This is a genomic window from Klebsiella sp. PK01, from assembly GCF_057624675.1.
Map to the genome: position 1 here is coordinate 381,595 of NZ_JBYEZM010000001.1, position 24,732 is coordinate 406,326.

Consider the following 24,732-nt stretch of genomic DNA (forward strand, 5'->3'; position numbering starts at 1 on the left):
GTTAGTCCTGAAGCGTGATAGGCATTCCGTCCCAGCTCACTTCAATTCCCTGTTGCGTCAGGGCGTTACGCTGCGGCGACTGCTCGTTAAGGATTGGATTAGTATTGTTGATATGAATCAGAATTTTGCGCTTCGCTGGGAGTGAGGCCAGCAGCGCCATCATGCCGTGTTCATCGCCAAGCGCCAGATGGCCCATATCACGACCGGTATTGCGCCCGACGCCGGCAGCCTGCAGTTCATTATCCTGCCATACGGTGCCGTCAATCAGCAGACAGTCCGCTTTTTTCAGCCACGGCAAGAGCGCTTCGTCCGGTTCGCCAAGCCCCGGCGCATAGAATAGCGTCTGGCCGTTGCGGCGGTTTTCGATAAATAGCGCTACGTTATGGCCCGGCAGCGGTCTATCGCGAAACGGCGAGTAAGGCGGCGCATTGCTGGCGATGGGGACGGCGGTAAACTGCAGGTCGGGACAGGCGTCAACGGTAAAACTATTCAGCGGAGTGACAGGATGGTGAATCAGGCCGCCGTTCCAGTGCCGTAACATGGTAAAAATGGGAAAACCCGTGCTGAGATCCTCATGTACCTCCGGCGTGCACCATACCTGATGGGGGCAGCCTTCGCGCAGGCTCAGCAGCCCGGTCGTATGGTCAATCTGGCTATCGGTAAGAATAATGCCGCCAATATGCGTGCCGCGCAGAACGCCTTGTTTATTTAACTCTGGCGTATGGGCAATTTGCTGGCTGATATCGGGAGAGGCGTTACACAGCACCCACTCTTTACCGTTATCGCTCACGATAATGGAAGACTGAGTACGAGCAGTGGCCTGAATCGTGCCATTGCGCAGACCCTGACAGTTGGCGCAGTTACAATTCCACTGCGGAAAGCCTCCGCCAGCGGCGGAACCGAGGACTTTTATAAACATGAAGACGGACCAGATAAAAAAACAAAATGCCCGCACGGACGGCGGGCGGAGCGATTAGCGGTTGGAAATGTACAGCGTCACTTCCAGACCCAGACGTAAATCAATAAAAGCAGGTTTCTTCCACATCGTTTTTTCCTCTATAAAAATGCGACATCAACAACGTCGGTTGTGTCGGTTTTGTGATAGCAATCAAATATTGCCCCTCAGGGGGATAAAGGTCAACCGGCAACATGTAAGTATTTAACCTTATGTTTACAATATAACCTATTGTTGCCAAACATTTTTTAATACCTTTTGCCAGTTGCCCCACAGCAGTTTATCCAGCACCAATTGTTCATAACCACTATGGCGCAATGCGTTGATTAGCCGTGGTAAACCGCTCACATCGCCCAATTCGTCCGGTAGCGTGATGCCGTCAAAATCGGACCCCAGCGCCACATGATCGTCGCCCATGATGTTAATAAGATAGTCGATATGGTGAACGATGGTACGCAATGGGGTATCGCTATCGCGTTTGCCGTCGGCCCGCAGGAAAGCGTTGCCGAAATTGACGCCGACCACGCCGCCGCTGTCGCGAATCGCCCGCAGTTGTTCATCGGTGAGATTACGCGGCTGCGGGCATAGCGCATGGGCATTGGAGTGGGTGGCTACCAGCGGCGACGTCGAGTGATGGGCGGTATCCCAGAATGCTTTTTCATTCATATGAGACACATCAATCTGCATCTTCAGGGCATTGGCCTGCTTAATAAGATGGATACCTGCCGCTGTCAGTCCAGGCCCAGTATCCGGGCTACCGGGAAACGAACCATTAACGCCGCTGCCGAAGCGGTTAGCAATATTCCAGAACGGTCCAATGCTGCGTACCCCGGCGGCATAGAAGGCCTGCAGGTCGTGGCCCTCGCCATCAAAACCCCCGGCGCCCTCAATATGCGCCACCATTGCCAGTACATTATCCTGGCGGCAGCGCTCGATATCCGCCGCGCTCAAACACAATCTCAAGCGTCCAGCGGACTGCGCGACAAGTTGCTTCAGGATAGCCAGCTGCTGCCAGAGGATATCGATCGGATCCCACCGTTGGCTGGCGTATTGCGGCGCCATACGGGCAATATACTCCTGCGGCGGCACGAATAGCGCGAATAGCCCGCCGGCAAATCCGCCTTGCTGCATGCGCGGATAGTCGAGATGACCGTTCTCAATCCCGGCAAAGAAAGCGGTTGCAGGATCTTCGCGATGGTGAAGCCATAAATTGAGCAGCAGGTCATTGTGACCATCAAAAATCGCCATAGCGCTCCCTCCGCTGGTTGTACTGGAAATGCCTGACACGGTAACTGATTTGTTCGCTGCGGCAAGTGGAAATTCACAACTTAGCAACAATCGCCAAATCTGGCGTTTGTATCACACTGTATCAATCGACACCCCTCATACATGGCGATGCAAAAACACGATAAATCCCACACATGCGGGATACACAGGCCTGATTAACTGTTCACGTACTCGCTTAACGCTTCCAGATAAAAGGTGAAATGAGGATGAACAGATTATCCGCAATCCGTCATGTCAGCGCGGCGGCGCAGTGTCTCTCCGCGCTGTGGTCCGCCAGCGTGTGCGCTGCTGAAGACGCAGGCGCTTTCGACAAGGTGCAACAAATCAACGCCGGCGATTTGAATATCGGTTATGTCGATATGGGGCCACGCGATGGCCAGGCGGTAATTTTGCTGCACGGCTGGCCATATGATATTCAAAGCTACGCGCAGGTGGCCCCGGCGCTGGCGCAGAAGGGGTACCGGGTCATCGTGCCGTATCTGCGCGGCTACGGCTCCACTCGTTTCCTGTCGGCTAAAACGCCGCGTAACGGTCAGCCATCGGCGATGGCGGCGGATATTGTGCATCTGATGGATGCGCTAAATATTAAGCAAGCGGATTTCGCCGGCTTTGACTGGGGGGGGCGTACAGCGGATATCGTCGCGGCGCTCTGGCCGCAGCGGGTTAAGTCGCTGGTATCGGTGAGCGGGTATCTGATTAGCAGCCAGCGAATTGGCGAGAAGCCGTTACCGCCGCAGGCGGAACTGTCGTGGTGGTATCAATTCTACTTTGCCACCCCGCGCGGCGAGGCAGGCTACCGGCAAAATACCCATGACTTTGCCAAATTTATCTGGCATCAGGCTTCGCCGCGGTGGACATTCACGGAGGCCACGTTCGCCAATAGCGCGAAAGCGCTGGATAACCCGGATCACGTTGCCGTCACCATCAGCAACTACCGCTGGCGCCTGGGGTTGGAGCAGGGCGAAGCGAAATATGCGGCCTACGAACAGCGACTCGCGAAACTGCCGGCGATTAGCGTACCCACAATTACCATCGAGGGGGAAAACAATGGCGCGCCGCATCCGGCGCCGGATACCTATCGGGCGAAATTCACCGGTAAATATGAGCATCGGGATTTCAAAGGCGCAGTGGGACATAACCCGCCGCAGGAGGCGCCAGCGGAATTTGTTCAGGCGGTTATTGACGCCGATCGTTTATAAGCCTCACCGCGGCGCAAACGCAGAGTTGCGCTTGCGGAGAAGCCGCATATGCTTTTCATGAGCTTATTTTTCCGCAGGAGACGCCTTTGGAACGTATTGACCACATCCTGGTTGTCGATGACGATCGCGATATCCGCGAACTGATCGTGGGTTATCTGGAGAAATCGGGCTATCGCGCCAGCGGCGCAGCTAATGGCAAAGCGATGTGGTCCGTACTTAAAAACCATCAAATCGATTTGATTGTCCTCGATATCATGCTGCCCGGCGATGATGGTTTAACCCTTTGTCGCCAGTTGCGCAATGATGGCCAACAGGATATCCCGGTGCTGATGTTGACCGCGCGTAGCGAAGATAGCGACCGTATACTTGGTCTCGAGATGGGGGCCGACGATTATCTGGTGAAACCCTTCGTGGCGCGGGAGCTACTGGCGCGGATTAAAGCCATTTTACGCCGCGCCCGCGCGCTTCCCCCCAATTTACAAATCAGCGAAGCCGGCAGGCTTATCGCCTTTGGCGACTGGCAGCTCGATACCTCAGCGCGGCATCTACTGGACAAGAGTGGCATAATTGTGGCGCTAAGCGGGGCGGAATATCGCCTGCTGCGGGTGTTTCTTGATCATCCTCAACGGGTGCTCAACCGCGATCAGTTGTTGAATCTTACCCAAGGGCGTGATGCCGAACTGTTTGAACGGTCTATCGATCTGTTAGTGAGTCGCCTGCGACAGCGCCTGCGGGAGGACGCGCGTGAACCCGCCTATATCAAAACCGTGCGCAGCGAGGGTTATGTGCTGTCAGTGCCGGTGTCGATCCGCGAGGCGCGATAATGAAAGTGTGGCCGGCGTCACTGCAGTCGCGCTTAATGTTGATGATTTTTCTCGCTCTGCTGCTTGCGAATGCCCTGACGCTATCGCTTCTGCTCTACGAACGCATGAGCAGCGCCCGTAGCGTCATGCTGGGCAACCTTGAATATGATGTCGCCACTAGCGTGGCTATCCTTGATCGTCTTCCGGCGCAAGAACGCCCGCATTGGTTGCCGCGTCTGGCGCGCGGTAACTATCGCTATCAGCTTTCTGCCGGACAAACTGGCGACTATCCCACCAGCTGGCGTACCCGCGATGCGGTACGCTCGTTACAGGAAGCTCTGAGCGGTCGCTATCCTGTGAGTATTGTCGCCGTCCCTGGACCGCGCGAACATATTCAGGCCCACGTGACCTTGCGCGACGGCGCGCCGCTGAGCATTGACCTGTGGCCAAAGCTGCCGGCCATCGCGCGTTGGCTGCCGCTGGTGCTGGTCACTCAGTTTCTGTTACTGCTATTTTGCGCCTGGTACGCCGTCCGCCAGGTGGTTGCGCCGATGGCCCGTTTTACCCGCGCCATTGATACGCTGCAACCGGCTACTCCGGCGGCAGGGCCGCTGGCCGAGAAGGGGCCGCAGGAGGTGCAGCGCGCGGCGCGCGCCTTCAACGCGATGCAAAAGCGAATACAGGACCATTTGCAGGAGCGCGCGCGGATCCTGGCGGCGATCTCTCACGATTTACAGACGCCGATTACCCGTATGAAGCTAAGGGTCGAGATGGCTGACCAACCGGCACTCCGCGATAAGCTGTTACAGGATCTCGATAGCATGACCCGACTGGTTCGTGAAGGCATCGCGCTGGCACGATCGGCCGAACCGCTGGCAGAAGCGCCGCAGCGGATGAGTCTCAATGCATTACTGGATAGCATCGCCTGTGATTATGCCGACATCGGTAAAGCGGTCAGTTTTCATGCCGCTAAAGGGGCGGACGTCATGGCGCTTCAGCCACAGGCGCTGCGGCGAATCATGAGTAATTTAATCGATAATGGGCTGAAATACGCCGAAAAGGTAGAAATCAGCCTGAGTTATTCGCCGAATGGCGATGTTATCATTCACGTTGCTGATGATGGCCCCGGCATCCCGGAAGAAGAACTCACCGCCGTACTGCAGCCGTTCTATCGCCTCGAGCAGTCACGTAATCGCGATACCGGCGGTACCGGTTTGGGGCTGGCAATCGCCGCCCAGCTCGCCGGACAGATGCAGGGAAGTTTGACCCTGCATAATCTTCAACAGGGCGGTCTTGAGGCGCGGGTACGTCTCAAGACCGCCGCTTTGTATCCTTCTGTATCCACGTCAACTGCAGATAAATCCCTATACTAAACCGCCGTTTCACGGACATATCCGCCATACAATCGCCTGTTGTAATGCTGACGTTGCCACTTCGGCAACGTTGCGAAGGAGAATGATCATGGCTGTTGTGATTGCATTTTTGGCCGGTATGTTGACGCTGCTCAGCCCCTGTACCTTACCGGTGATCCCGCTGGTGTTTGCCAGCGTTAGCGGGCGTAGGGGACAACTGATCTTGTTGTTGTTCGGTATGGGGTTGATGTTTACCGCTGTGTCGTTGCTGGCCACGGCGGCAGCAGGGTGGTTAGTCAATCTGACTATCGTTGGGCGTTGGCTGGCGCTGGGCTTTTTGGTCGTTGTGGCCATCAGTTTGCTGTCATCACGCGTTGCAGGTTGGCTCGGATCGCCAGCGGTGGCGCTGGGCAATCAACTTAACCAACAGAGCTATCGTTATGGCAGTGGGCTCGCTTCAGTGCTCGCCGGACTGGCGATTGGACTACTTTGGGCGCCGTGCGCGGGACCGGTGCTGGGGGCGATATTTAGCCTGGCGTTGTTGCAAGGAAATTCAGTGACGACCGGCATCTTGCTGCTTTCCTATGCCAGCGGATGCGCGCTGATGTTGCTGCTATTGGGGTGGTTCGGCGCGCGGCTGATTTCCTGTCTGCGCGGTGGTCAGGTGATAAGTGGGCGGTTGCGCAAACTGGCTGGCGTGGCGATGCTGGCCGTGGTGGCGTTAATCGCCAGCGGCAGCGATCGTTATCTGCAGGGCGCCAGCGGTTTAACCCATCGTCTGGAGCAGCGGCTCAGCGCGTTTATGCCGCAGGATCCGCAACGGGTTCGGCTGGAGCCGACCGTCGCGCCGCGGCCAACCAGCGCTATGCCGGATTTGCACGGCGGCACCGCATGGATTAATAGCCCACCGCTTACCAAGGCGGCGTTAAAGGGCAAGGTGGTGCTGATTGATTTTTGGACCCGCGATTGCATCAACTGTCAGCATACGCTGCCTTATGTACGGGCGTGGGCCAATAAGTATCGCGATGCGGGGCTGGTGGTGATTGGCGTACATACGCCGGAATATCCGTGGGAACGATCATTGCCGCAGCTTCGTGAAGCGGTCAGCCAGCGGCAGCTAAACTATCCGGTTGTCGCGGATAACAACTACGCCATCTGGAATGCGTTTGGTAATCAGTACTGGCCGGCGCATTATTTCTTCGACGCGCGGGGACAACTGCGCTATACCGCCTTTGGCGAAGGCGATTATGCCCGTCAGGAGCAGGTGATCCAACAACTGCTGCGCGAAACGCGGACGTGAGGCGGAAATAAAAAAGCCGATAACAGCAGTTATCGGCTTTGCAGGAAACTCGCTAATCGGCAGCGTCTTATTTCGCCAGCAGTTCCTGGGCAGTGCGTTCAACGAGGCTCAGCAGGACCTTCACATCTTCCAGCGTTACCACCGGGTTGAGCAGCGTCAGCTTCAGGCAGGTTACGCCGTTATGCTCGGTCACGCCGACGTTGGCGCGGCCGGACTCCAGCAGGGCGTCGCCCACGCGCTGGTTAAGCAGGGCGATCGCGGCGGTATCGCTACCAGCCATTTGCGCCGGACGTGAGCGGAACAGCACGCTTGCCAGCTGCGGCTGCATGACCAGCTCCAGCGTTGGCTGAGTCTGAATGAACTCCGCGACGTTTTTCGCCATCGTCACGCCATGATCGATGATTGAAGCGTACTGTTTCTTGCCCAGTGCCTCAAGCCCCATCCACAGCTTCAGCGCGTCGAAGCGGCGGGTGGTCTGCAGCGATTTGGAGACCAGGTTCGGAACGCCATGTTCTTCATCAAACTCGGAGTTCAGATAGGCCGCCTGATAGCGCATCAGCTCGTAATGACGCGCCTCTTTCAGCAGGAAGGCGCCGCAGCTGATGGTCTGGAAGAACTGCTTGTGGAAGTCCAGGGTTACTGAATCCACTAACTCCAGGCCGTCGAGGTAATCGCGATACTGCTCGGACAGCAGCAGCGCGCCGCCCCACGCGGCATCAACGTGCAGCCAGATCTGGTGCTCCGCCGCGATAGCGGCGATATCACGCAGCGGGTCAATCGCGCCCGCGTCGGTGGTACCGGCGGTGGCGACGATGGCCATGATCTGCTCGCCGTTGGCCTGCGCTTGCGCAATCTTGGCCTTCAGGTCGATGACGTCCATACGGGCGAATTCATCGGTTTTCACCAGCGTGACCGAGCGATAGCCAAGCCCCATCAGCGCCATGTTCTTCTGCACCGAGAAGTGGGCGTTTTCCGAGCACAGCACTTTGTACTGCCGAATGTCGCCCGGAATACCATCCTGCTGGATGGAATGCCCCTGACGGGCAAAGAAGGCGTCGCGCGCCAGCATCAGGCCCATCAGATTGCTCTGGGTGCCGCCGCTGGTGAAGACGCCGGCATCGCCAGCCGGATAACCGACCTGCGCGCGCAACCACTCGATCAGCTTCATCTCGATGATGGTCGCCGACGGACTCTGATCCCAGGAGTCCATGCTCTGGTTGGTGGCGTTGATCAGCACTTCCGCCGCCTGGCTGATAACCAGGCTCGGGCAGTGCAGGTGCGCCACGCACTGCGGATGATGCACCGACAGGCTGTCTTTCAGGAAGTACTCGATCGCACGTTCAATCGCCGCCTGGTTGCCCAGACCCTGTTCGTTAAAATCAAGGGTGATGCGCTCACGGAGTTCATCAACGCTTTTCCCCTGATACATTTCAGGTTGTTGCAGCCACTGCGCAACCGCCTGGCTGGTCTGGGAAATGACCTGCTGGTAAGCGTCAATGCTTGCCGCGGACCCAGCCAGAATCGGATTCAATTTGGACATTGCGGTCACTTACTCCACTCAGACCGGTTTTACGCCGGCGGCCAGCAGGGCCTGTTCAAACTTATCGAGGAATACTTCCAGCTCCGCGTCGCTAATCAGCAGAGATGGCAGCAGACGCAGTACGCAACCGTGACGGCCGCCGCGTTCCAGGATCAGGCCCGCTTCGAAGCATTTCTTCTGCAGCAGCGCGGAGAGTTCGCCGTCAGCCGGGTAGCAACCCATATGATCCTGCGCCTCGTTCGGCTTCACGATTTCGATACCGATCATCAGACCGAGACCGCGAACGTGACCGATAACCGGATAGCGTTTCTGCATTTCCGCCAGTTTGCCTTTCAGCCACTCGCCCTGGGCGGCGACTTTGTCGGCAATCTTGTTATCACGCAGGTGGCGCAGGGTGGTCAGGCCGGTGGCCATCGCCAGCTGGTTGCCGCGGAAGGTGCCGGTATGGTGGCCAGGTTCCCAGGCATCGAACTCTTTCTTAATGCCCAGAACCGCCATTGGCAGACCACCGCCGACGGCTTTAGACATCACGATGATGTCCGGCTCAATGCCGGCGTGTTCGAAGGCGAAGAATTTACCGGTACGGGCGAAGCCTGCCTGAACTTCATCGATGATCAGCAGAATGCCGTGCTCTTTGGTGACTTTGCGGATGCGCTGCAGCCACTCAACCGGCGCCGGGTTCACGCCGCCTTCACCCTGAACGGCTTCAAGGATAACTGCCGCAGGTTTGCGAACGCCGCTTTCCACGTCGTTGATCAGGTTTTCGAAGTAGTAGGTCAGCGCTTTCACGCCCGCTTCGCCGCCGATACCAAGAGGGCAACGATACAGGTGCGGATAAGGCATAAACTGGACTTCCGGCATCATGCCGTTGACTGCCGCTTTTGGCGACAGATTGCCGGTCACGGACAGCGCGCCGTGGGTCATCCCGTGATAACCGCCGGAGAAGCTGATCACCGCCGTACGGCCGGTGTATTTTTTCGCCAGCTTCAGCGCGGCTTCAACGGCGTCAGCGCCGGAAGGACCGGTGAACTGCAGGCAATACTCTTTCCCTTCGCCCGGCAGGCAGGAGAGCAGGTATTCAGAGAAGCGATCTTTTAACGGTGTTGTCAGATCGAGGGTATGTAACGGCAAGCCGCTGGTAATGACACTTTGGATGCTCTGCAGTACTTCAGGATGGTTATGGCCCAGAGCGAGGGTCCCGGCGCCGGCGAGGCAGTCCAGGTACTGTTTGTTATCCGCATCGGTCAGCCAAACGCCTTCGGCTTTGGTGATGGCGAGCGGCAACTTGCGAGGGTAACTCCTGACATTCGATTCGAATTCAGCCTGACGAGCCAAAAAGGTTTCGTTGTTCGCGTCCAATAAATCTGCACTTAAAGTATCAATACGGACTTTATCCGTCATCATATCACTCCCACAACCAGCGTTACGTTTGAACTCTGGTTGAATAAAAAGGTTTAGAAAATTGAATCGGCATTCATAAAGCGCGCACAATATATGGCTTTTTAAATCCGCATTCAATCTTTAATTTATGGCGCTATTTTGACGTCATTATTACATACAGGGGTGTCAATATAATTAGCTGATTTAAAAGATAAATTTCGATTGTTTTTAAAACCATGGAAAGTGTAATTATTAGTGAGAAAGTCTATATATTTTTATTACCGCTTCGCTGAATGACTGACGGAAATACTTCCGTCAGTTTTATGGTTACTTAACGCAGTTCAACCGCATAATTTGCTAAAGGTGTTACTTTTTTCACCAACTTGTTGTTATATAAAAATTGTTCATACGCGTCATAACGCGGCTTATCTAACGCTGCCGGATCGGTGGCGAACAGCGGTACGCTCTGCAACCACGCCTGCTGGTTCAGTTCGGTATTGAGTTCCGGATGCTCTTTGGCAAACCGCTGCCAGGTTTGCTGCGGATGGGCGCGCAAATAGCTCACGCCCTGCTGTAATGCGTCGAGAAACTTTTTGATTTTAGGGGCGTTGACCTCGGCCTTGTTTGCGACGATCACCAGTTCGTCGTAAGCGGGCACGCCATAGTCTTCCACGTTCATGACCACCGGTTTTTTGCCCTGCAGTTTGAGTTCCAGCGCTTCGATATTGCGATAACCGCCGATAACGGCATCAACCTGGCCGGCCAGCAGAGCGCTGGTGAGCTGGAAATTAACGTTGATCAATTTGATGCTGTCAGGGTCGATGTGAGCATGCTGCGCCATGGTGGCCAGCGTCGCTTGTTCAATACCGCTCACCGAGTATCCCACTTTTTTCCCTTGTAGATCGGCCGGAGATTTGATGCGCGGATCCAGCGCAATCACGGTATTCAGCGGCGAGTGGATCAGCGTCCCGACGCGGACCAGCGGCAGTCCTTCATCGGCGAAGAAGTGAACCTGCGGTTGATAGGTTATCGCTAAATCAGCCTGGCGAGCGGCAACCAGGCGCGGAGGGAGCGCCGGGTCGGAAGGGGGGATGATGTTGACATCCAGCCCGGCATCCCGAAAGGCGCCAATCTGTTCCGCCACCATAATGGGCGCATGATCCGGGTTGATGTACCAGTCCAGTACCAGGGTCAGCTTTTCATTTGCCGATGCCTGACCGGAAACCAGCAGAGTGAGGCCGGCCAACAGAGGTATACGCATATCTCTTCCTTATTATCTGTTGATAAGTTATTCCGGCGACCAGTCGATCAGCCGGTGCAAAAAGGCGTCGACCGCCAACCACAGCGCGATGGTCAGCAGCACTAAAATGAACAAGGCGGCGAAGCAGATATCGGTTTGCAGGCGGGCATTGGCATTCAGCATTACGTAGCCAAGCCCCTCGGCGGAGCCGACCCATTCGCCGATAATCGCGCCGATGGGGGCGACGGCGGCGGCCATCCGCAGGCCGGAACCTAGCGCGGGTAGCGCCGCCATGAGTCGGACATGGCGCAATTGAGCGCCAAAGGAGGCGCCCATGGTGCGGGCCAGATCGAGATAGTCGCGATTGACCCGTTGCAGACCATCAAAGAAAGCCGAGGTAACGGGGAAGAAAATAACCAGCACCGCCATCATGACCTTGGCGCTCATACCAAAACCAAACCACAGCACCAGTAGCGGCGCGAGGGCGAAGACCGGAATGGCCTGGCTGGTCAGTACCAGCGGCATTACCCACCGCTGTAATCGCGGCGACATGGTCATACAAAGCGCCAGCACCATACCGAGCGCGACGCCGAGCGCCATTCCGCTGAGAATTTCGCTCAGGGTGACCAGGGTGTGGCTGGCCAGATAACTACGGTTATTCCACAGCGCTTCAGCGACCGCCGCCGGAGAAGGCAACAAAAAGGCGGGAATGCCGCTGTAGCTCGCCAACTGCCAGAGCAACAGTAGGCCACAAAATACGCTGCACCCGCGCAGTAACTTGCCCCTCATCCGTTCGCCCTCATCAATTGCTGCAGCAGCTGCGCCTGACTTGCCAACAGCGCGCCATCATCCGGATCGCGGGGCGGAACGCCACTTAAATGATGGCTATCATCAATTTCACCATCAGGCGAGAGCACCAGCAGCCGATGGCTGAGGCGGCAGGCTTCCATCGGGTCGTGGGTAATAAGCACTACGGTTCGTCCGGTCAGTAAGCGCGCGGCCAGGCTCTGAATGCGTGTGCGGGTGAGGGTATCGAGAGCGGAAAACGGTTCATCCATCAGCACAATGGGCCGATCTTCATAGAGGGTGCGCGCCAACGCCGCGCGCTGGCGCATCCCGCCGGACAGCGCGGCAGGGCGTTCATCAGCGCAGGAGGCCAGTCCTACCTGCTCAAGAAGCTCGTTGACGCGGGCGTTGTCGACCTTCTCACCGCGCAGCCTGGCGCCGAGGGCGACATTTTCCCGCACATTAAGCCACGGATAGAGCAGATCTTTTTGACCCATCCACGCCAGTCGCGTAGTGACGGGAAGGCCATCGCTGGCGACGACGGTTCCGCGGGTTGGCGCCGCCAGCCCGGCGATAATACGCAACAGGCTGGTTTTGCCCGCGCCGCTGGCGCCAAGGAGCGACACCCATTGCCCGGCGGCAATATCAAAGGCGAGATCGCGAAAGATAGTCCGTGTGCCAAAGCGCAGGCATAAATCGCGAACGTGAATGCCTGGCGCCATCACGCCTGGACCTGCCCGGCGGCATTCAGACCCATCTGCCAGAAATTGCCTTCCAGCCGGGTAGCGGTAGTAAATATGTCGCTCAGTTCGGCGAACCGTGATTCCGCGCCGCGCTGTTGCCAGAGGGTTTCCAGAAGGCCGATCGCCGCGTTGACGCCCTGAAGATAGCTCTCGTCGCCGTAGTTGCGGATCCATGAAGCATAGGGATTATCGTGCAAGTTGGTTTGTGGGTTGTGCAGCAGACCGAGCCCGATTTCCGCGTAACCCGCAACGCAGGGCAGCAGCGCCGCCAGCAGATCCAACGCGTCGCCGGCGTGGCCGATATCCAGTACGTAGCGCGTGTAGTTGACGGTTTCCATCGCTTCGCTTTGCAGGGCCATAGCGTCTTCATTCAGCCCCCATTGCTCGCAATAGCCCACATGTAGCGGTAGCTCAGCAAGGATGGCATTCATCGAGGCGGCGGCGGCGCGCATCTCCGGCAACGTGCGAAGTTTGCTGACCAGCAGGGCGTAGCTGCGAGCGAAGTGGATCAGGAACAGATAATCCTGGGTTAGATAATGACGAAAGGCTGCCTGCGGCAGCGTACCCGCGGCTAATTGCTGGAGGAAAGGGTGCGATACATAGCGTTGCCACTCGCCACCGGCCTGCTCACGCAGTCGACCGTAAAGACCTTGGGTAAAAGCGGGAATCATCATGGGACCTCCTGAAAATAAGGGGAGATCCGGGCGTGCAGAAGTGTGAACAGGTAAAAACTGAAAACTGGCGAACATGCCGACCCGTCCCTTCGCTGGCATGACCCAGATCAGGTTCAAAGGGTTCGGTTTTTACGCCATCTCAGCCCTCACGGGACACCCCTCGGTTGCGACATGTTATACGTCATTCACTTTTTGATTACAACGGTGACAAGGTAAAAAGCGTCGATAGTAGTGACACTGTCACATTTGAGTGGTTATGCGCCAGATCGATAAATAATATTTATCAATTTGTGTGATTAACCACGCTTTTTTATCCAAAAATAAGCAAAGTAAGGCGAGAGTAAGTTGGCGAAGAACAAGGGCTTACGATATATTTTTAGCACATTCCCTTAATATCCCCTTATGAATGCGTCAGTGCTGGAGACCGCATGAAGCTGGCAGGCCTTACTCTTTTACTGATGCTTGCCCTCGCGCCTGACGCGTCTCGTGCCGCCCAATTGTTCGATCCTGAAGATGGCATGCTTGATATGAGCCAGTATCTGCAGGATAACCCCTACGGTTTTTTGCCGGTGCCGGTAATGATCACCGAGCCGGCTATCGGCTACGGCGGCGGTCTGTTTGGTTTATTTCTGCATGGTAAAGGCTCCCGCGAGGGCGATCGTTTTATTCCACCAGCGCTAACGGGGGTCGGCGGCGGCGGGACGCAAAATGGCACCTGGTTCATCGGCGCCGCGCATCGCCATACGTGGAATCACGACCGGATTCGTTACCTGGTTGGCGCGGGCTACGCCAATGTCAATCTCGATATCTATTCGGGCGATATTGCCGGTTTTAACAAAAATGTGGCGGTGCAAACCCACACCAAAGGCTATGGCGGTCTACAAAAGCTGTTATTTCGCGTGGGGGACTCGCCGGTTTTTCTTGGCGCCTCGCAATTCTATGCGCACACCGATGTGACTGCGGACAATCAGCTGATTAACAAGGTGTGGCAGCGGGTTCTGGGGGAAAACAGCACCTCTTCGGCGTTGGGCGTGGTGGCGGAATATGACACCACTGATAATTTTTTCTATCCTAAGAAAGGGTTATCACTGCAAGGCGAGTACCGTTTTTACCGCGCTCTGCTCGGCGGCGACTATCATTACAATCAGTTGTCGCTGGATGGTAAATACTTTCTACCGCTGGCGCCGACCTTAAGCCTGGCGCTGGCGGCAAATTATCAGTCGCTGACTCATCATGACAAGCATCTAACGCCAATGGCGCGGCCTTACATCGAACTGCGCGGTATCTCGCGTTTTCGCTATCAGGGCGATTATGTCGCTGTCGCCCAGACACAACTGGCCTGGCAATTTGCGCCGCGCTGGATCCTGCAGGGTTTTGTCGGCGTCGGTAGCGCCGCTGACGAAGCCGGGGCGTTGTGGCAGCAAAACGAAGTGGCGTGGGGCACCGGTTTTCGTTATCTGGTCGCCCGTCAGTATGGGTTATTTACCGGCGTCGATGTCGCCTTCAGCGAACACGAACAGGCGGTCTATTTTAATGTGGGTTCCGGACTGTAAAGGTACATATAAAAAATGAGATGGAAAACAACCGTCATTACGCTGCTATTAACCTCTGGCGCCGTGTGGAATGCCTGTGCGGCGGAAAGTGACGACAGTGATAGCTACTTTCCCATCTGGGGCGACGAAGCCCGCGCCCGCGGTTATTCCATTCCGATGCCGTTTGGCGTCAATCTCAGCTATATGAATATGCGCCAGGATATTATGGTCGACAGCATCACCTTTTCCGGACTGAAACTGGGTAACCATCCAATCCCCAGCGATATGTTCGCCATTGACGCCGGACACACGCGGGAGAAGAGCAAAACTGAGAACCTGCGTCTCGATATGTGGGTATTTCCATTCCTTAATGTCTACGGAATTTTGGGCCACACCCGCGGTTCGTCGGTGTCGAATGTGTCGGTCGATGCCGACCCAACGCAATACCGCGGTCTGGATCGCATCATCGCCGGCGCGGTGCATAACCTCAACCAAAGCGGCGAATTGCAAAACATCGATTTTGTCCTTGATTTCAAAGGTACTACCTGGGGGGGCGGGTTCACGCTGGCTGGCGGCTATGAGAACTGGTTTGCCCTCGTCGATACAAACTACACCCGCACCGATTTCGATATTCTCGACGGCAGTATCTCTGCCGTGACAGTGTCACCTCGCGTTGGCTATCGCTTTAACCTGCAGGGGATTTCCGGCCCTTCGCATCTCAGCGTGTGGGTCGGCAGTATGTATCAGGATGTGCAACAGGAATTTAAAGGCAACCTGGCCGATTTGCATATGCCGCCACAGCTGCAGCCATTGATTGCCGCGGTCAATAAAGACGGCGACGGTAAGTTTGATGTCAAACAGAAACTCACTTCACCGTGGAATATGCTGATCGGCGCCCAGTACGAAATCACGCGTAACTTCAATGTGCTAACCGAATTTGGCTTTAACGAGCGCAATAGTTTCTTTGTCGCTGGCGAATACCGTTTTTGACTTAACGGCGCGTAGTCATCGGCGAGTATGATGCGCGCTGTTTTTGTGTGGTGGAGAACGCTTTTGATACGTAAGAGTTTGTGGTGGTTATGGGCAGCCGCTTTTTCGGTATTTGCCCAGGACCCGGTATTACCGACGATTCCCGTTAATCATGTCAGCCCGGTAGTGGGTGAATTGTCACCGCCGGAATCGCTGCGCCCATGCTGCGCCTTCGGGTTCGATCTGCGGGTGCGCGCCATTGGCGTGCCGATCCCGGTTTATCAGATTGGCAATGTGCTGACGCTCGATACCTTAGGTGAGCATCATTACAACGATAGCGCGCTCGGCGCGGTTAAAAATCTGATTGGCTTAAGCGATGAGCACAATGGCCTTATTTATACCCGCCGCGGCGGCTTTATTGATATTGCCCATGTGCGCGATACCGCTGATTACACCTTCTATTTATTCAGCCGAATTTATCCCACGCTCGGCCAGCCAGGACGTATCTTTTATAGCGAGGAGCTGGGCGTCCGCCGCGTCCAGTTAAATGCCTTTACGCCGCCGGCTTCATTGCCGCAGCGATATACGATTGCCGCGTGGCTTGCCGGCCATCTGGCCTTTGAAATTGCGCAATGGCATGAGATCGCCCAATGGTATGGCTTCCAATCGGTTCCGGGCTTTTCGGAAGAGATTTCCGCCTTTTCGCCGGAGGATCTCTACTCCAATCTGCTGGGTGCACGTCTGGCGATCAACGTCATATTGCAAGGGCAAGCCGGTTCGGTCGATGCCTACAACCGGGCGATGGAAGCGGCGTTAAAACAGGCGTTGGTCAAACTGCTGGTCGCGCCGCAAAGTGAGACGGAACGGATGTTTCGCGAGATTGACGGCGACTGGTGGAACAGTAAGCGCAGGGTACCGGACAAATTTTTGGTACTGAAGCGGAATTACGATCTCAGCGAAAATCGCCTGCCAACGCCGGTTCCTTTTGAACGCACGCCGCCGTATCGTCTGACGATGCCAAAGGAAGTTGCCGGGTTTACGCTCGCTGAACTGGGTCAACTGCAAATCCATCCAGGGCAGGATATGCAGTCGCTACCAGCGCCGCAAAATTTTTATTCTCCGCAGCAGTTCCAGCAGCTTGCTGATAAAGCGCAGCAGGCAGATGCCATTCAACTGCAGCGTATTGAAAAATAACTAACGATTGGTCGCTGCTGGCTATACTCAATCAAACGAATCCCCCGTTGAGGTAGCATCAGACCATGGTATTTGTCGTTCCGCGCGCGTCCTGGCTACTGCTGGCGGTGCTATTCGTCAGCCAGGCAGGCTATGCCCTCGACGGCAGTCGGCTAAAGCAGCGTGCGGACGCGGTGCTCACCTTAATGAGTTATACCGTGGTGCCTGATGTAACCGCCAGCGACCTGAATATTGGTTCCGGCGCCAATGAGAAAAACGAACTCACCATCACCCAATTCGGCGGCGGCGCAACGCTGAGCGACAGCTTTCCTCTCTATCTGGAAGGCACCATGGGTTATAGCCGCTACGACCCACAATTTGTAATCAGCGATGGCGACCAAAGTCGTACCATCCCGACCAAATGGAACAGTCTGACCGCCACCGGCGGCGTCGGCTGGGACTTTCCGTTGTATCAGGACCGCTGGGGTGGAAAACTGGTACTACGGCCTATCTTCAATATGATGCTGGGCACCATGGCCAGTGATGCGCGTCTTGGTCGCTGGGCACTCGAACGTAAAACCGATGCCGATATTCGCTTCCTCGATGGTGGACGACTGAACGCCTATGGGTTGGGCGGGTCGCTAATGCTCGATTATGAACTGTTTTCCAAAACGCAGGATATTGATATAGAGGCGCGCTATTCCGCGATGAATTTGCAAACCTTCGGTAGCACATCTGAAGCGGTACAGGGGCAGGCCAGTGCCGAAAACCTGGGTATCTACCTTCGCCGACGCGCGCCGATTGCCGACTGGACGCTGCTGAAAAGCCCGGTGCGCTATGTGCTGGAAGGCGCCCATACCATGTATCTCGGCGACCAGCGCGGTGAACTCGGTTTTGATAGCCTGAGTTCGCTTGGTATTGGCCTGGAGCTCGATAGTAGCCAGTACCCGGTATTTATCACCCGCACCCGACTGGTGGCCCGCTACATGTTCGGTAATAACACCGAAGGGTACGGCCTCGGTTTAGCAATGAGTTTCTGAGTGCTATTGCCCGTTTTCGTGATTGCGTTATTTTTTCATTTTTGTTGGCAATATTTTCTTCGCTGATTCGTCTACCTCGATACATACATTTTAATGAGGTAATTGACGATGAGAGATTTTGAACGACACGGGCATCATCACCAGGGTTTTGGACGTCACAGAATGGCGCGGCCGCTGATCATCGGCGCGCTGATTGTTGTGGTACTGAGTCTGGTCGTGATGTCGCTATGGAACGCCTTGCTGCCGGCTATCTTCGGGGTGAAAAGCATCGGTTTCTGGCAGGCTTTGGGGTTGCTGGCGCTGTGCCGTATCTTGTTTGGCGGTTTAGGTTTTCATCGCGGTATGTTTGGTATGGCGCAGGTGCGTCGACGCATGCATGAACGCTGGATGACCATGACCCCGGAGCAGCGAGAGGAGTTTGCTCAACGTTTTGGTCGCCACGGACATCACGGCCGCTGCGCCTGGCATGAACGTCGCGGCGGGCAACCGACTGACGATAACACCTCGGCGAAGACGCCGGATGCCGAGTGAACGAGGTAAACAACACGATGGCGGGGGAATCACGGCTGCTGTCTGCGCTTGCCGCCTGTCGTGCGCGTTTAAGGGCGTTTATTCGCGGTAGAACCGCCGTACGTGACGATGCCGATGACATCCTGCAGGAAGTTACCCTGCAACTGATGAAAGTCGAGCAACCGGTGGAGAACGTGGCGGCATGGTTATTCCGGGCGGCGCGTAATGAAATGACCGATCGGTCGCGCAAGAAGCGCGAGTTGCCATTAACATTCGACAGCGATGAGGATGGCGATGGCGGCTCTGCCGAGGATGAGCTGGCGGAAACGCTGTTTGGCATCGCGCAGACGCCGGAGGAAGCATACCTTAAAGAACTGCTGTGGGAGGCATTAACTGAAGCGCTGGCGGAGTTGCCGCCGCTGCAGCGAGAAGCCTTCGAGAAAACCGAACTGCAGGGCTATAGCTACAGGGAGTTGGCGGGAGAGAGCGGCGCCAGCGAGCAGGCGTGGCTGTCGCGTAAACACAAAGCGGTACTCTTTCTTCGCAGCCGATTGCGAACGCTCTACGATGAACTTACCTCGCCTTAACTCATGCCCGGCGGCATATCGCGCCGGGCTTTATTGTATCCTTATTTCTATAACAGCGTCGCCAGCCACTCGGCGAAGACGCGCACCTTGCGTGATACATGACGATGGGGATAGATAAGCGATAATTTTCTGGAGGGAACCGGATTATTCGGCAGGACCTCAACCAACTCACCGCTCTTCAACCAGGGTTGCAGGAAAAGATCCAGACCCTGCATAATGCCGAGCCCAGCCAAACCGGCGGCAATGTACGTCTCTGAATTATCCACCACCAGTTTGCCGGCCAGCGCAAGAGTCTGCGGTCCGGCGTCAGTCTGAAACACCCAGCGCATGGTCTGATGATTACTGTTATTCAGCCAGTTGATCGCCTGATGATGCTGCAGGTCGTCAAGGGTTGTGGGAACGCCGTGTTTCGCCAGGTAGGCCGGGCTGGCGCAGGTTTTCATACCGACGGTACCGAGATGACGTGCGATATAGTCACCGTCTTCAAGTTCGCCGATGCGCAGAACGCAATCGAGGCCCTCACGAAGCATATCCCGCCGTCGGTCGGAGCTGCTCAGCACAATTTCAAGCTCCGGATGCTGATGATAAAAGGCGGGGAGATTCGGTACGACCACTAACTTCGCCAGGGCGATAGGCATATCGACGCGCAGTTGACCCTGCAGCGGACGCTGCGGGGCGAAAGATTCCATCAGCTCGTCGGCCTGCGCCAGCAGAGGTTTACTACGACGATAAAACGCCTCGCCATCAGGGGTGAGGTGGATCTGTCGGGTGGTACGCTGCAGAAGCCGAACGCCGCAGTGCTGCTCCAGCTGCTGTAGCGCTTTCGTGACCGCCGGGCGGTGGATCTGCAGATTCTCGGCGGCACGCGTAAAGCTGCCAGACTCGATGATCTCGATAAAAATCTTAATAGATTCAAAAAGATTTAAGTTCATTTGTGCCGATGCGCTCCGATGACAACATGGTATTTCATTTTGATTATTACTTATTTAATAACAGTGAAGGATAACTTATACTATTTTTCCCAACAATAAAGCGGCCTACAGTGTCGTCATCCCAGCGTTAAGCGCCAGAAAACACACTAAGGAAGTCGCATCATGCAAAACCGTTCTGTTAGCCATATTCTCGGTATTGAAAAACCTGTCATTCAGGGGCCGTTATCCTGGCTGACCGACGCCCGATTGGTCGCCGCCGTCAGTAATGCAGGAGGGCTTGGCGTATTAGGGCCGAACGCAGGTTTAACCGCGCAAACCGCCGTCTCGACGCCGCAGGAAACGGCAGAAAAGATGCGTGAAGAGATCCGTAAAACGAAATTACTCACCGAGAAACCTTTTGCCGTCAATCTCATTCCGACGGTTGAAAACGATATCTGGACGCCGCCGATTGTAGAAGTAGTAAAAGAAGAGGGGGTTAAAGCGGTGGTTTATACCGGCTATGGTCAAGGGGCTATCATTCCCTCGCTGTTTGCTTCTCTTAAGCAGGCCGGGATCAACATTATCTATCGTGATATTAACCCGACGCCGGAAAACAGCCGCGAGGCCGAGGAGATGGGCGCTGATGTTATTGTCGCCACCGGCTTCGACGAAGGTGGAACGCTTCCGGGGACGGCATTGGGAACGTTTTCCATCGTGCCATTGATTGTCGATGCGGTGAAGCGCGTGCCGGTGCTGGCGGCTGGGGGGATTACCGACCGGCGCACCGCCAGGGCCGCCCACGCGCTGGGCGCGCAGGGGGTATTTGCCGGCTCCGTGTTTATCAGCACCACCGAGAGCCGCGTGCCGCAATCGGTGAAAGAGATGATCGTGCAAGCTAACGGCCTGGATTTGCAGCTATTTCGCACATTGCCGGATTACTATCGTTCGCTGCCGGGTCAATTAGCCGCCAGACTGGTGGCGTTAGATAAATCCGGCGCCAGTAATGAAACCATAGCCGCGGAAATGGGCGGGTTGCGCGGCCTACGGATTGGCATGCTGGAGGGCAATACTGACGAAGGTTACATTTCACTGGGAACCGGCATCGGCAGTATTCAGCAGGTCAAGAGCGTCGCGGAAGTAGTGGATGAACTGACGGTTTAATCTCTACCGCTGCGCTCTCAGGCGGAAAACAGAAACTCCCCGTTCGCACAACGGGGAGGGTGATTAGCACAAATTAGCTCCCCCAGCGCTGCTGCAGATACTGAACCGCCTGCTGGGTTTGCGGCTGGTTAAGGTTGTTCTCGCGAAACAGAATCGTCCCCTGAATACCTGGCGTGGTTTCATTGAGGTCGATCTGCTTTTTCAGCTCCGGCACGCCGCCGCCGACCATCCAGTCTGGTTCATTTTTTGACGGTTCACCGACTTTATACAGCGCCACGCCGATATAGAGCCGGGTGTGAGTGGGTTTCACGACATCGGCCCACCACTTAGCCAGCACATCATAGCGCGCGGCATCGCGGGCGAACGGCCAGTACAGCTGCGGCGCGATATAATCCAACAGCCCTTGTTGAACCCAACTGCGGGTATCGGCATAGGACTCATCATAGGCCGCAGCGCCGCGGGTGTCAGAACCGGCCGGATCGTGGGAACGGTTGCGCCATACCCCCGCCGGGCTGACGCCAAACTCAACCTGCGGATTCAGTTTCTTGATGGTCTGTGAGACCTGCGCTATCAACTGTTGGGTGTTATGACGCCGCCAGTCGGCTTTCGAGGCATAACCCTGACCATATCGCTGATAGGTTTGATTATCGTTCAGCATCGATCCCGGCGTTTCAGTATAGAAATAGTCATCAAACTGCACGCCATCGATAGGATAGTTTTGCACCACTTCCGCCACGATACTGGTGATCCAGTCACGGACTTCCGGGATTCCTGGGTCGAGCACAAAGCGATCGCTGGCGGTACGTATCCAGTTGCGGTGCAGGACAAATACGCTGGCGGGGACCTGAGTCAGGGTGTGGTTAAGTTCGGCGATGGTGGCGGGTTTAGTATTGACCGAAACCCGATACGGGTTGAACCACGCGTGAACTTTCATCCCGCGTTTATGCGCCTCATCGAGCATAAACTGCAGCGGATCGTAACCGGGATTTTCGCCAATTTTGCCGGTCAACATGTCTGACCACGGCAAGATGTGGGACTCCCACAGCGCGGTGCCATCCGGTTTAACCTGGAAGAAGACGGTATTGATGCCCAGGCGTTGTAGATTGTCGAGTTTGGCGATCAGGGCCAGCTTTTGCTGGCTGATACGGCTTTCCGGGCTACTGGCGATAATTGAACCCACCGGCGGCCAGTCGAGACGGGAAACCGTGGTGAGCCAGACGCCGCGCACCGGCTGCTGATTTTTTGCCGATTTTTGCGCAACGGGCGGTTTGCTGGCGGTCACCAGCGATTTTGGCGCTTTACTGGTGCAAGTCACGAGCAGCAATACGGCGGCGGCAACCGCGCCGAGCCGGGTCATGCTGGTGACGGAGAGGAGGCGACGAGAAGCGATAATCATTACTCCCGTAGGCATGTAGACGCTTGAAAAATCACATTGTCTTATGATTCGCAGGTGAGGGCAAGGTGTGTAATTGGACGGAGAAAAATTACTGCCATGTTGCCAATTAGGATCGCCTCTAACATCCATACATAACAGTATCCTCCCAGTGATTTCCTGACAAAAAAGCAGAATTAACCTGGATAATTAGCTGGTCGGTTGTGTTACAACATATTACTAAACGCACAGCTAAGGAGAATCCGATGCGAAAAATATTATTGCTGGCCGCCGTCTTGCTGGCATCATCCGCACCGATCGTCACCCAGGCCGAGGAGATTACGCTTTTACCGGCCATAAAACTGCAGATTGGCGACCGTGATTCCTATGGTCATTACTGGGATGGTGGGCGCTGGCGTGACAAAGACTACTGGCATCGTCACTATGAATATCGTGATAAGCACTGGCGAAAGCTGGAGAAAAAGCAGCGTAAAGCCTATGAGAAAGGTTATCGTGATGGTCGCAAGGATTATAAGAAGCGCGAAAAAGAGTACAACAAGCACCACAACCACCATCATCACTAAATAAGATTGGAGCCATTATGGCTCCAATCTGCTATTACCTTCTGCCTTGTGTCTGCAATATTGTCTGATAATGTCTTCATCGCAGAAGCAAATTACCCCATCAATCTCCCTTTTCAGAATGAACTAATAATATTGCAAATGGCCTACCAACATTAGTGGGGGTAATGTGCGTGTAAAAATATTTAGGATAATTCCATCTTTTCAGTGAATGAAAAATCCGATTTATAAAACCGTATATTATATTCATTAAATCAATCAGTTAAATTTCACTTTCTTTTGTATGGTTTTTGCGATTACACTTTTCCGCCGTCAGAAGGTTTTTTCAGGGATATCATCATTATAAGATTAGTCTGAAAAAATTAATTCCGCCAACTGCTCCTGATAATGGGGCGAAATTGCGTGTTGAATTGACTCGATCGATCTGTAAAATTGTGTGGTGATAGTTAATGAAATGTAATATAGGGATCCACTGCGGTGAAGATTCGTGCGGTAGCTATGCCCATATCACATCGGGAACCCTTTTACGCACAGTGATTAAGGATATTCAGACTTGTTATTCAAGCAGAGATAACCCTTAAGAAAATAATAGCATTGCAATGGAAAAGCATATGAAAACGCGAGTGTTTTTAGCCGCTATGATTGCGGTTTCACTGGCAGGGTGCGAAGCGCCGCCGAAGCCGCAAATTACCGATGACACCATTGAAACCACGCAGGTTAACGGCGTCAATTTGACCCATCGCCATATTGTTGTTCCGCCAACGGAATTTACCCCAATTAACGCAGAATATCGCGCGCTGTATTCTGCCGCGGTAATGAGCCAGGCCGGATATGGCGGCAAAGTGATTGTGCAATTGGTTCCTGGTGCTAATTATATCGCCCTGGGCCAGGCGCAGGACGGTTGGATAGCGTTAGCCAATGAAGGTCAGGAAAATTTAATTGGCTATGCTCCGGCCAATGCCGTCGTCAAAAGTGAACTGTATGATAAAACGGTCCGTGAACAGTCGAAGCGCCCGAAGGCGCGTAAGAAAGCGACCTGCGTGAGCGTCGACGGAAATACCAAAGCCTGCAAAAACGGCAATAACGGTACCTGGATTCTGGATTAATCCCGCCTTTACGAGCGACACCGTATGAATAATAACTCTCTTTTACGCCAGGTCATGCTGGCGTTTTATTTGCTTCTTTTTACGTTGGTTAGTGGATGTGGTTCGTCTTCACACAGCGACCCTGCCCGATACAATCTTCAGTTCCAGGCCCACCCGCAAATTAACAGTTCTGCGCCATTAAAGGTCAGAGTGTTAGTGCTGAAATCCGATGCGGAATTCATGTCCGCCGATTTCTACTCCTTACAAAATAACGCGCAAAAAGTTCTCGCCGGCAACTTGCTGAACAGCGATGAATTTTTCCTGATGCCGGGGCAACTGGCAAAAAAACTCAGCGGGCAAAGCTCGCCGGAGGCGCGTTATATCGGAGTGATGGCGGAATACCAATCTCTGGATGGTAAAAAGTGGCGCATTTCTCTTCCTCTGCCAACGCCTGGCGAAACCCCTTTCTGGCAGTTCTGGAAACTGTCGGCAGATCAACTGCAAGCCAATTTATATCTTGACGTTAACGGGATCCGCGTCGTGCAGCAATAG

General features: G+C 55.0%; 25 protein-coding genes and 1 riboswitch. Of the genes, 14 read left to right on the top strand and 11 right to left on the bottom strand.

Translation table 11 applies throughout. The features are described from left to right. Nucleotide 1 precedes the first annotated feature (1 nt). From pqqB to AC22LX_RS01800, 3 genes are all read right to left on the bottom strand, one after another. Complete coding sequence (gene pqqB / locus AC22LX_RS01790; RefSeq protein WP_020078734.1) at nucleotides 2–919, bottom strand: pyrroloquinoline quinone biosynthesis protein PqqB; 918 nt, start codon at nucleotides 917–919, stop codon at nucleotides 2–4. A gap of 54 nt (nucleotides 920–973) precedes the next feature. After that, nucleotides 974–1,045, bottom strand: a complete 72-nt coding sequence (pqqA, locus tag AC22LX_RS01795) for a pyrroloquinoline quinone precursor peptide PqqA (protein WP_002905689.1) — start codon at nucleotides 1,043–1,045, stop codon at nucleotides 974–976. Between the two features lie 138 nt (nucleotides 1,046–1,183). Then, nucleotides 1,184–2,203 carry a dipeptidase gene (locus AC22LX_RS01800; protein WP_045394237.1) on the bottom strand — a complete coding sequence of 340 codons (1,020 nt, stop codon included), beginning with the start codon at nucleotides 2,201–2,203 and terminating at the stop codon, nucleotides 1,184–1,186. Between the two features lie 245 nt (nucleotides 2,204–2,448). Here AC22LX_RS01800 and AC22LX_RS01805 point away from each other — a divergent pair, with 245 nt between their 5' ends. The 4 genes from AC22LX_RS01805 (at nucleotide 2,449) to AC22LX_RS01820 (ending at nucleotide 6,896) form a co-directional block, all read left to right on the top strand. Continuing rightward, nucleotides 2,449–3,441 (top strand): alpha/beta fold hydrolase, encoded by a 993-nt coding sequence (locus tag AC22LX_RS01805; RefSeq protein WP_487333699.1) that lies wholly within the window; start codon nucleotides 2,449–2,451, stop codon nucleotides 3,439–3,441. An 86-nt stretch (nucleotides 3,442–3,527) separates the two neighbouring features. Continuing rightward, nucleotides 3,528–4,265, top strand: coding sequence for a response regulator (locus tag AC22LX_RS01810; protein ID WP_045394241.1), 738 nt, complete (start codon nucleotides 3,528–3,530; stop codon nucleotides 4,263–4,265). Further along, nucleotides 4,265–5,617, top strand: coding sequence for an ATP-binding protein (locus tag AC22LX_RS01815; protein ID WP_045394244.1), 1,353 nt, complete (start codon nucleotides 4,265–4,267; stop codon nucleotides 5,615–5,617). Before AC22LX_RS01810 ends, AC22LX_RS01815 begins: the two co-directional genes overlap by 1 nt. An 88-nt stretch (nucleotides 5,618–5,705) precedes the next feature. Then, nucleotides 5,706–6,896 (top strand): cytochrome c biogenesis protein/redoxin, encoded by a 1,191-nt coding sequence (locus tag AC22LX_RS01820; RefSeq protein ID WP_487333700.1) that lies wholly within the window; start codon nucleotides 5,706–5,708, stop codon nucleotides 6,894–6,896. A 67-nt stretch (nucleotides 6,897–6,963) separates the two neighbouring features. Here AC22LX_RS01820 and AC22LX_RS01825 read toward each other — a convergent pair whose 3' ends face one another. From AC22LX_RS01825 to tenA, 6 genes are all read right to left on the bottom strand, one after another. Next, entirely contained in the window at nucleotides 6,964–8,445 is a 1,482-nt protein-coding gene (locus AC22LX_RS01825; protein WP_487333701.1) for a pyridoxal phosphate-dependent decarboxylase family protein, read from the bottom strand. Between the two features lie 9 nt (nucleotides 8,446–8,454). Beyond that, nucleotides 8,455–9,840, bottom strand: coding sequence for a diaminobutyrate--2-oxoglutarate transaminase (locus tag AC22LX_RS01830; RefSeq protein WP_015366536.1), 1,386 nt, complete (start codon nucleotides 9,838–9,840; stop codon nucleotides 8,455–8,457). A gap of 307 nt (nucleotides 9,841–10,147) precedes the next feature. Continuing rightward, entirely contained in the window at nucleotides 10,148–11,077 is a 930-nt protein-coding gene (locus AC22LX_RS01835; RefSeq protein WP_045394252.1) for an ABC transporter substrate-binding protein, read from the bottom strand. 27 nt (nucleotides 11,078–11,104) lie between these two features. Beyond that, entirely contained in the window at nucleotides 11,105–11,845 is a 741-nt protein-coding gene (locus AC22LX_RS01840) for an ABC transporter permease (RefSeq protein WP_045394255.1), read from the bottom strand. Further along, nucleotides 11,842–12,567 carry an ABC transporter ATP-binding protein gene (locus tag AC22LX_RS01845; protein ID WP_049060378.1) on the bottom strand — a complete coding sequence of 242 codons (726 nt, stop codon included), beginning with the start codon at nucleotides 12,565–12,567 and terminating at the stop codon, nucleotides 11,842–11,844. Before AC22LX_RS01845 ends, AC22LX_RS01840 begins: the two co-directional genes overlap by 4 nt. Continuing rightward, nucleotides 12,564–13,259: a thiaminase II gene (tenA, locus tag AC22LX_RS01850; RefSeq protein ID WP_487333702.1), complete on the bottom strand. Its 696-nt coding sequence runs from the start codon at nucleotides 13,257–13,259 to the stop codon at nucleotides 12,564–12,566. Before tenA ends, AC22LX_RS01845 begins: the two co-directional genes overlap by 4 nt. Nucleotides 13,260–13,326: 67 nt before the next feature. Continuing rightward, nucleotides 13,327–13,430, bottom strand: a riboswitch (TPP riboswitch). Between the two features lie 257 nt (nucleotides 13,431–13,687). On the opposite strand from tenA, the gene AC22LX_RS01855 reads away from it, so the two are divergent. The 6 genes from AC22LX_RS01855 to AC22LX_RS01880 all read left to right on the top strand — a co-directional run bounded on the left by AC22LX_RS01855 (nucleotide 13,688) and on the right by AC22LX_RS01880 (nucleotide 19,070). Continuing rightward, entirely contained in the window at nucleotides 13,688–14,812 is a 1,125-nt protein-coding gene (locus AC22LX_RS01855; protein WP_487333703.1) for a BamA/TamA family outer membrane protein, read from the top strand. Between the two features lie 15 nt (nucleotides 14,813–14,827). Then, nucleotides 14,828–15,781, top strand: coding sequence for a hypothetical protein (locus AC22LX_RS01860; protein ID WP_487333704.1), 954 nt, complete (start codon nucleotides 14,828–14,830; stop codon nucleotides 15,779–15,781). Between the two features lie 30 nt (nucleotides 15,782–15,811). Then, entirely contained in the window at nucleotides 15,812–16,954 is a 1,143-nt protein-coding gene (locus AC22LX_RS01865; protein WP_487333705.1) for a DUF4056 domain-containing protein, read from the top strand. A gap of 65 nt (nucleotides 16,955–17,019) precedes the next feature. Then, nucleotides 17,020–17,973, top strand: a complete 954-nt coding sequence (locus AC22LX_RS01870) for a hypothetical protein (RefSeq protein WP_045394271.1) — start codon at nucleotides 17,020–17,022, stop codon at nucleotides 17,971–17,973. 108 nt (nucleotides 17,974–18,081) lie between these two features. Beyond that, entirely contained in the window at nucleotides 18,082–18,504 is a 423-nt protein-coding gene (locus AC22LX_RS01875; RefSeq protein ID WP_487333706.1) for a hypothetical protein, read from the top strand. A gap of 17 nt (nucleotides 18,505–18,521) precedes the next feature. After that, complete coding sequence (locus AC22LX_RS01880; RefSeq protein WP_487333781.1) at nucleotides 18,522–19,070, top strand: RNA polymerase sigma factor; 549 nt, start codon at nucleotides 18,522–18,524, stop codon at nucleotides 19,068–19,070. A gap of 47 nt (nucleotides 19,071–19,117) precedes the next feature. Here AC22LX_RS01880 and AC22LX_RS01885 read toward each other — a convergent pair whose 3' ends face one another. Then, nucleotides 19,118–20,002: a LysR family transcriptional regulator gene (locus AC22LX_RS01885; protein ID WP_047067587.1), complete on the bottom strand. Its 885-nt coding sequence runs from the start codon at nucleotides 20,000–20,002 to the stop codon at nucleotides 19,118–19,120. A 162-nt stretch (nucleotides 20,003–20,164) separates the two neighbouring features. Between AC22LX_RS01885 and AC22LX_RS01890 the strand changes: the two genes are divergently transcribed. Then, on the top strand, nucleotides 20,165–21,142 hold the full coding sequence (locus AC22LX_RS01890) for an NAD(P)H-dependent flavin oxidoreductase (RefSeq protein ID WP_045394279.1): 978 nt from the start codon (nucleotides 20,165–20,167) through the stop codon (nucleotides 21,140–21,142). 73 nt (nucleotides 21,143–21,215) lie between these two features. Here AC22LX_RS01890 and AC22LX_RS01895 read toward each other — a convergent pair whose 3' ends face one another. Beyond that, nucleotides 21,216–22,499 (bottom strand): glycoside hydrolase family 10-like protein, encoded by a 1,284-nt coding sequence (locus AC22LX_RS01895; protein WP_045394647.1) that lies wholly within the window; start codon nucleotides 22,497–22,499, stop codon nucleotides 21,216–21,218. Nucleotides 22,500–22,780: 281 nt separating this feature from the next. Here AC22LX_RS01895 and AC22LX_RS01900 point away from each other — a divergent pair, with 281 nt between their 5' ends. The 3 genes from AC22LX_RS01900 (at nucleotide 22,781) to tssJ (ending at nucleotide 24,732) form a co-directional block, all read left to right on the top strand. Further along, nucleotides 22,781–23,098: a DUF2502 domain-containing protein gene (locus AC22LX_RS01900; protein ID WP_045394282.1), complete on the top strand. Its 318-nt coding sequence runs from the start codon at nucleotides 22,781–22,783 to the stop codon at nucleotides 23,096–23,098. A gap of 608 nt (nucleotides 23,099–23,706) precedes the next feature. Continuing rightward, nucleotides 23,707–24,201 carry a hypothetical protein gene (locus AC22LX_RS01905; protein WP_015366552.1) on the top strand — a complete coding sequence of 165 codons (495 nt, stop codon included), beginning with the start codon at nucleotides 23,707–23,709 and terminating at the stop codon, nucleotides 24,199–24,201. A gap of 24 nt (nucleotides 24,202–24,225) precedes the next feature. Beyond that, entirely contained in the window at nucleotides 24,226–24,732 is a 507-nt protein-coding gene (gene tssJ, locus AC22LX_RS01910) for a type VI secretion system lipoprotein TssJ (RefSeq protein WP_047079150.1), read from the top strand.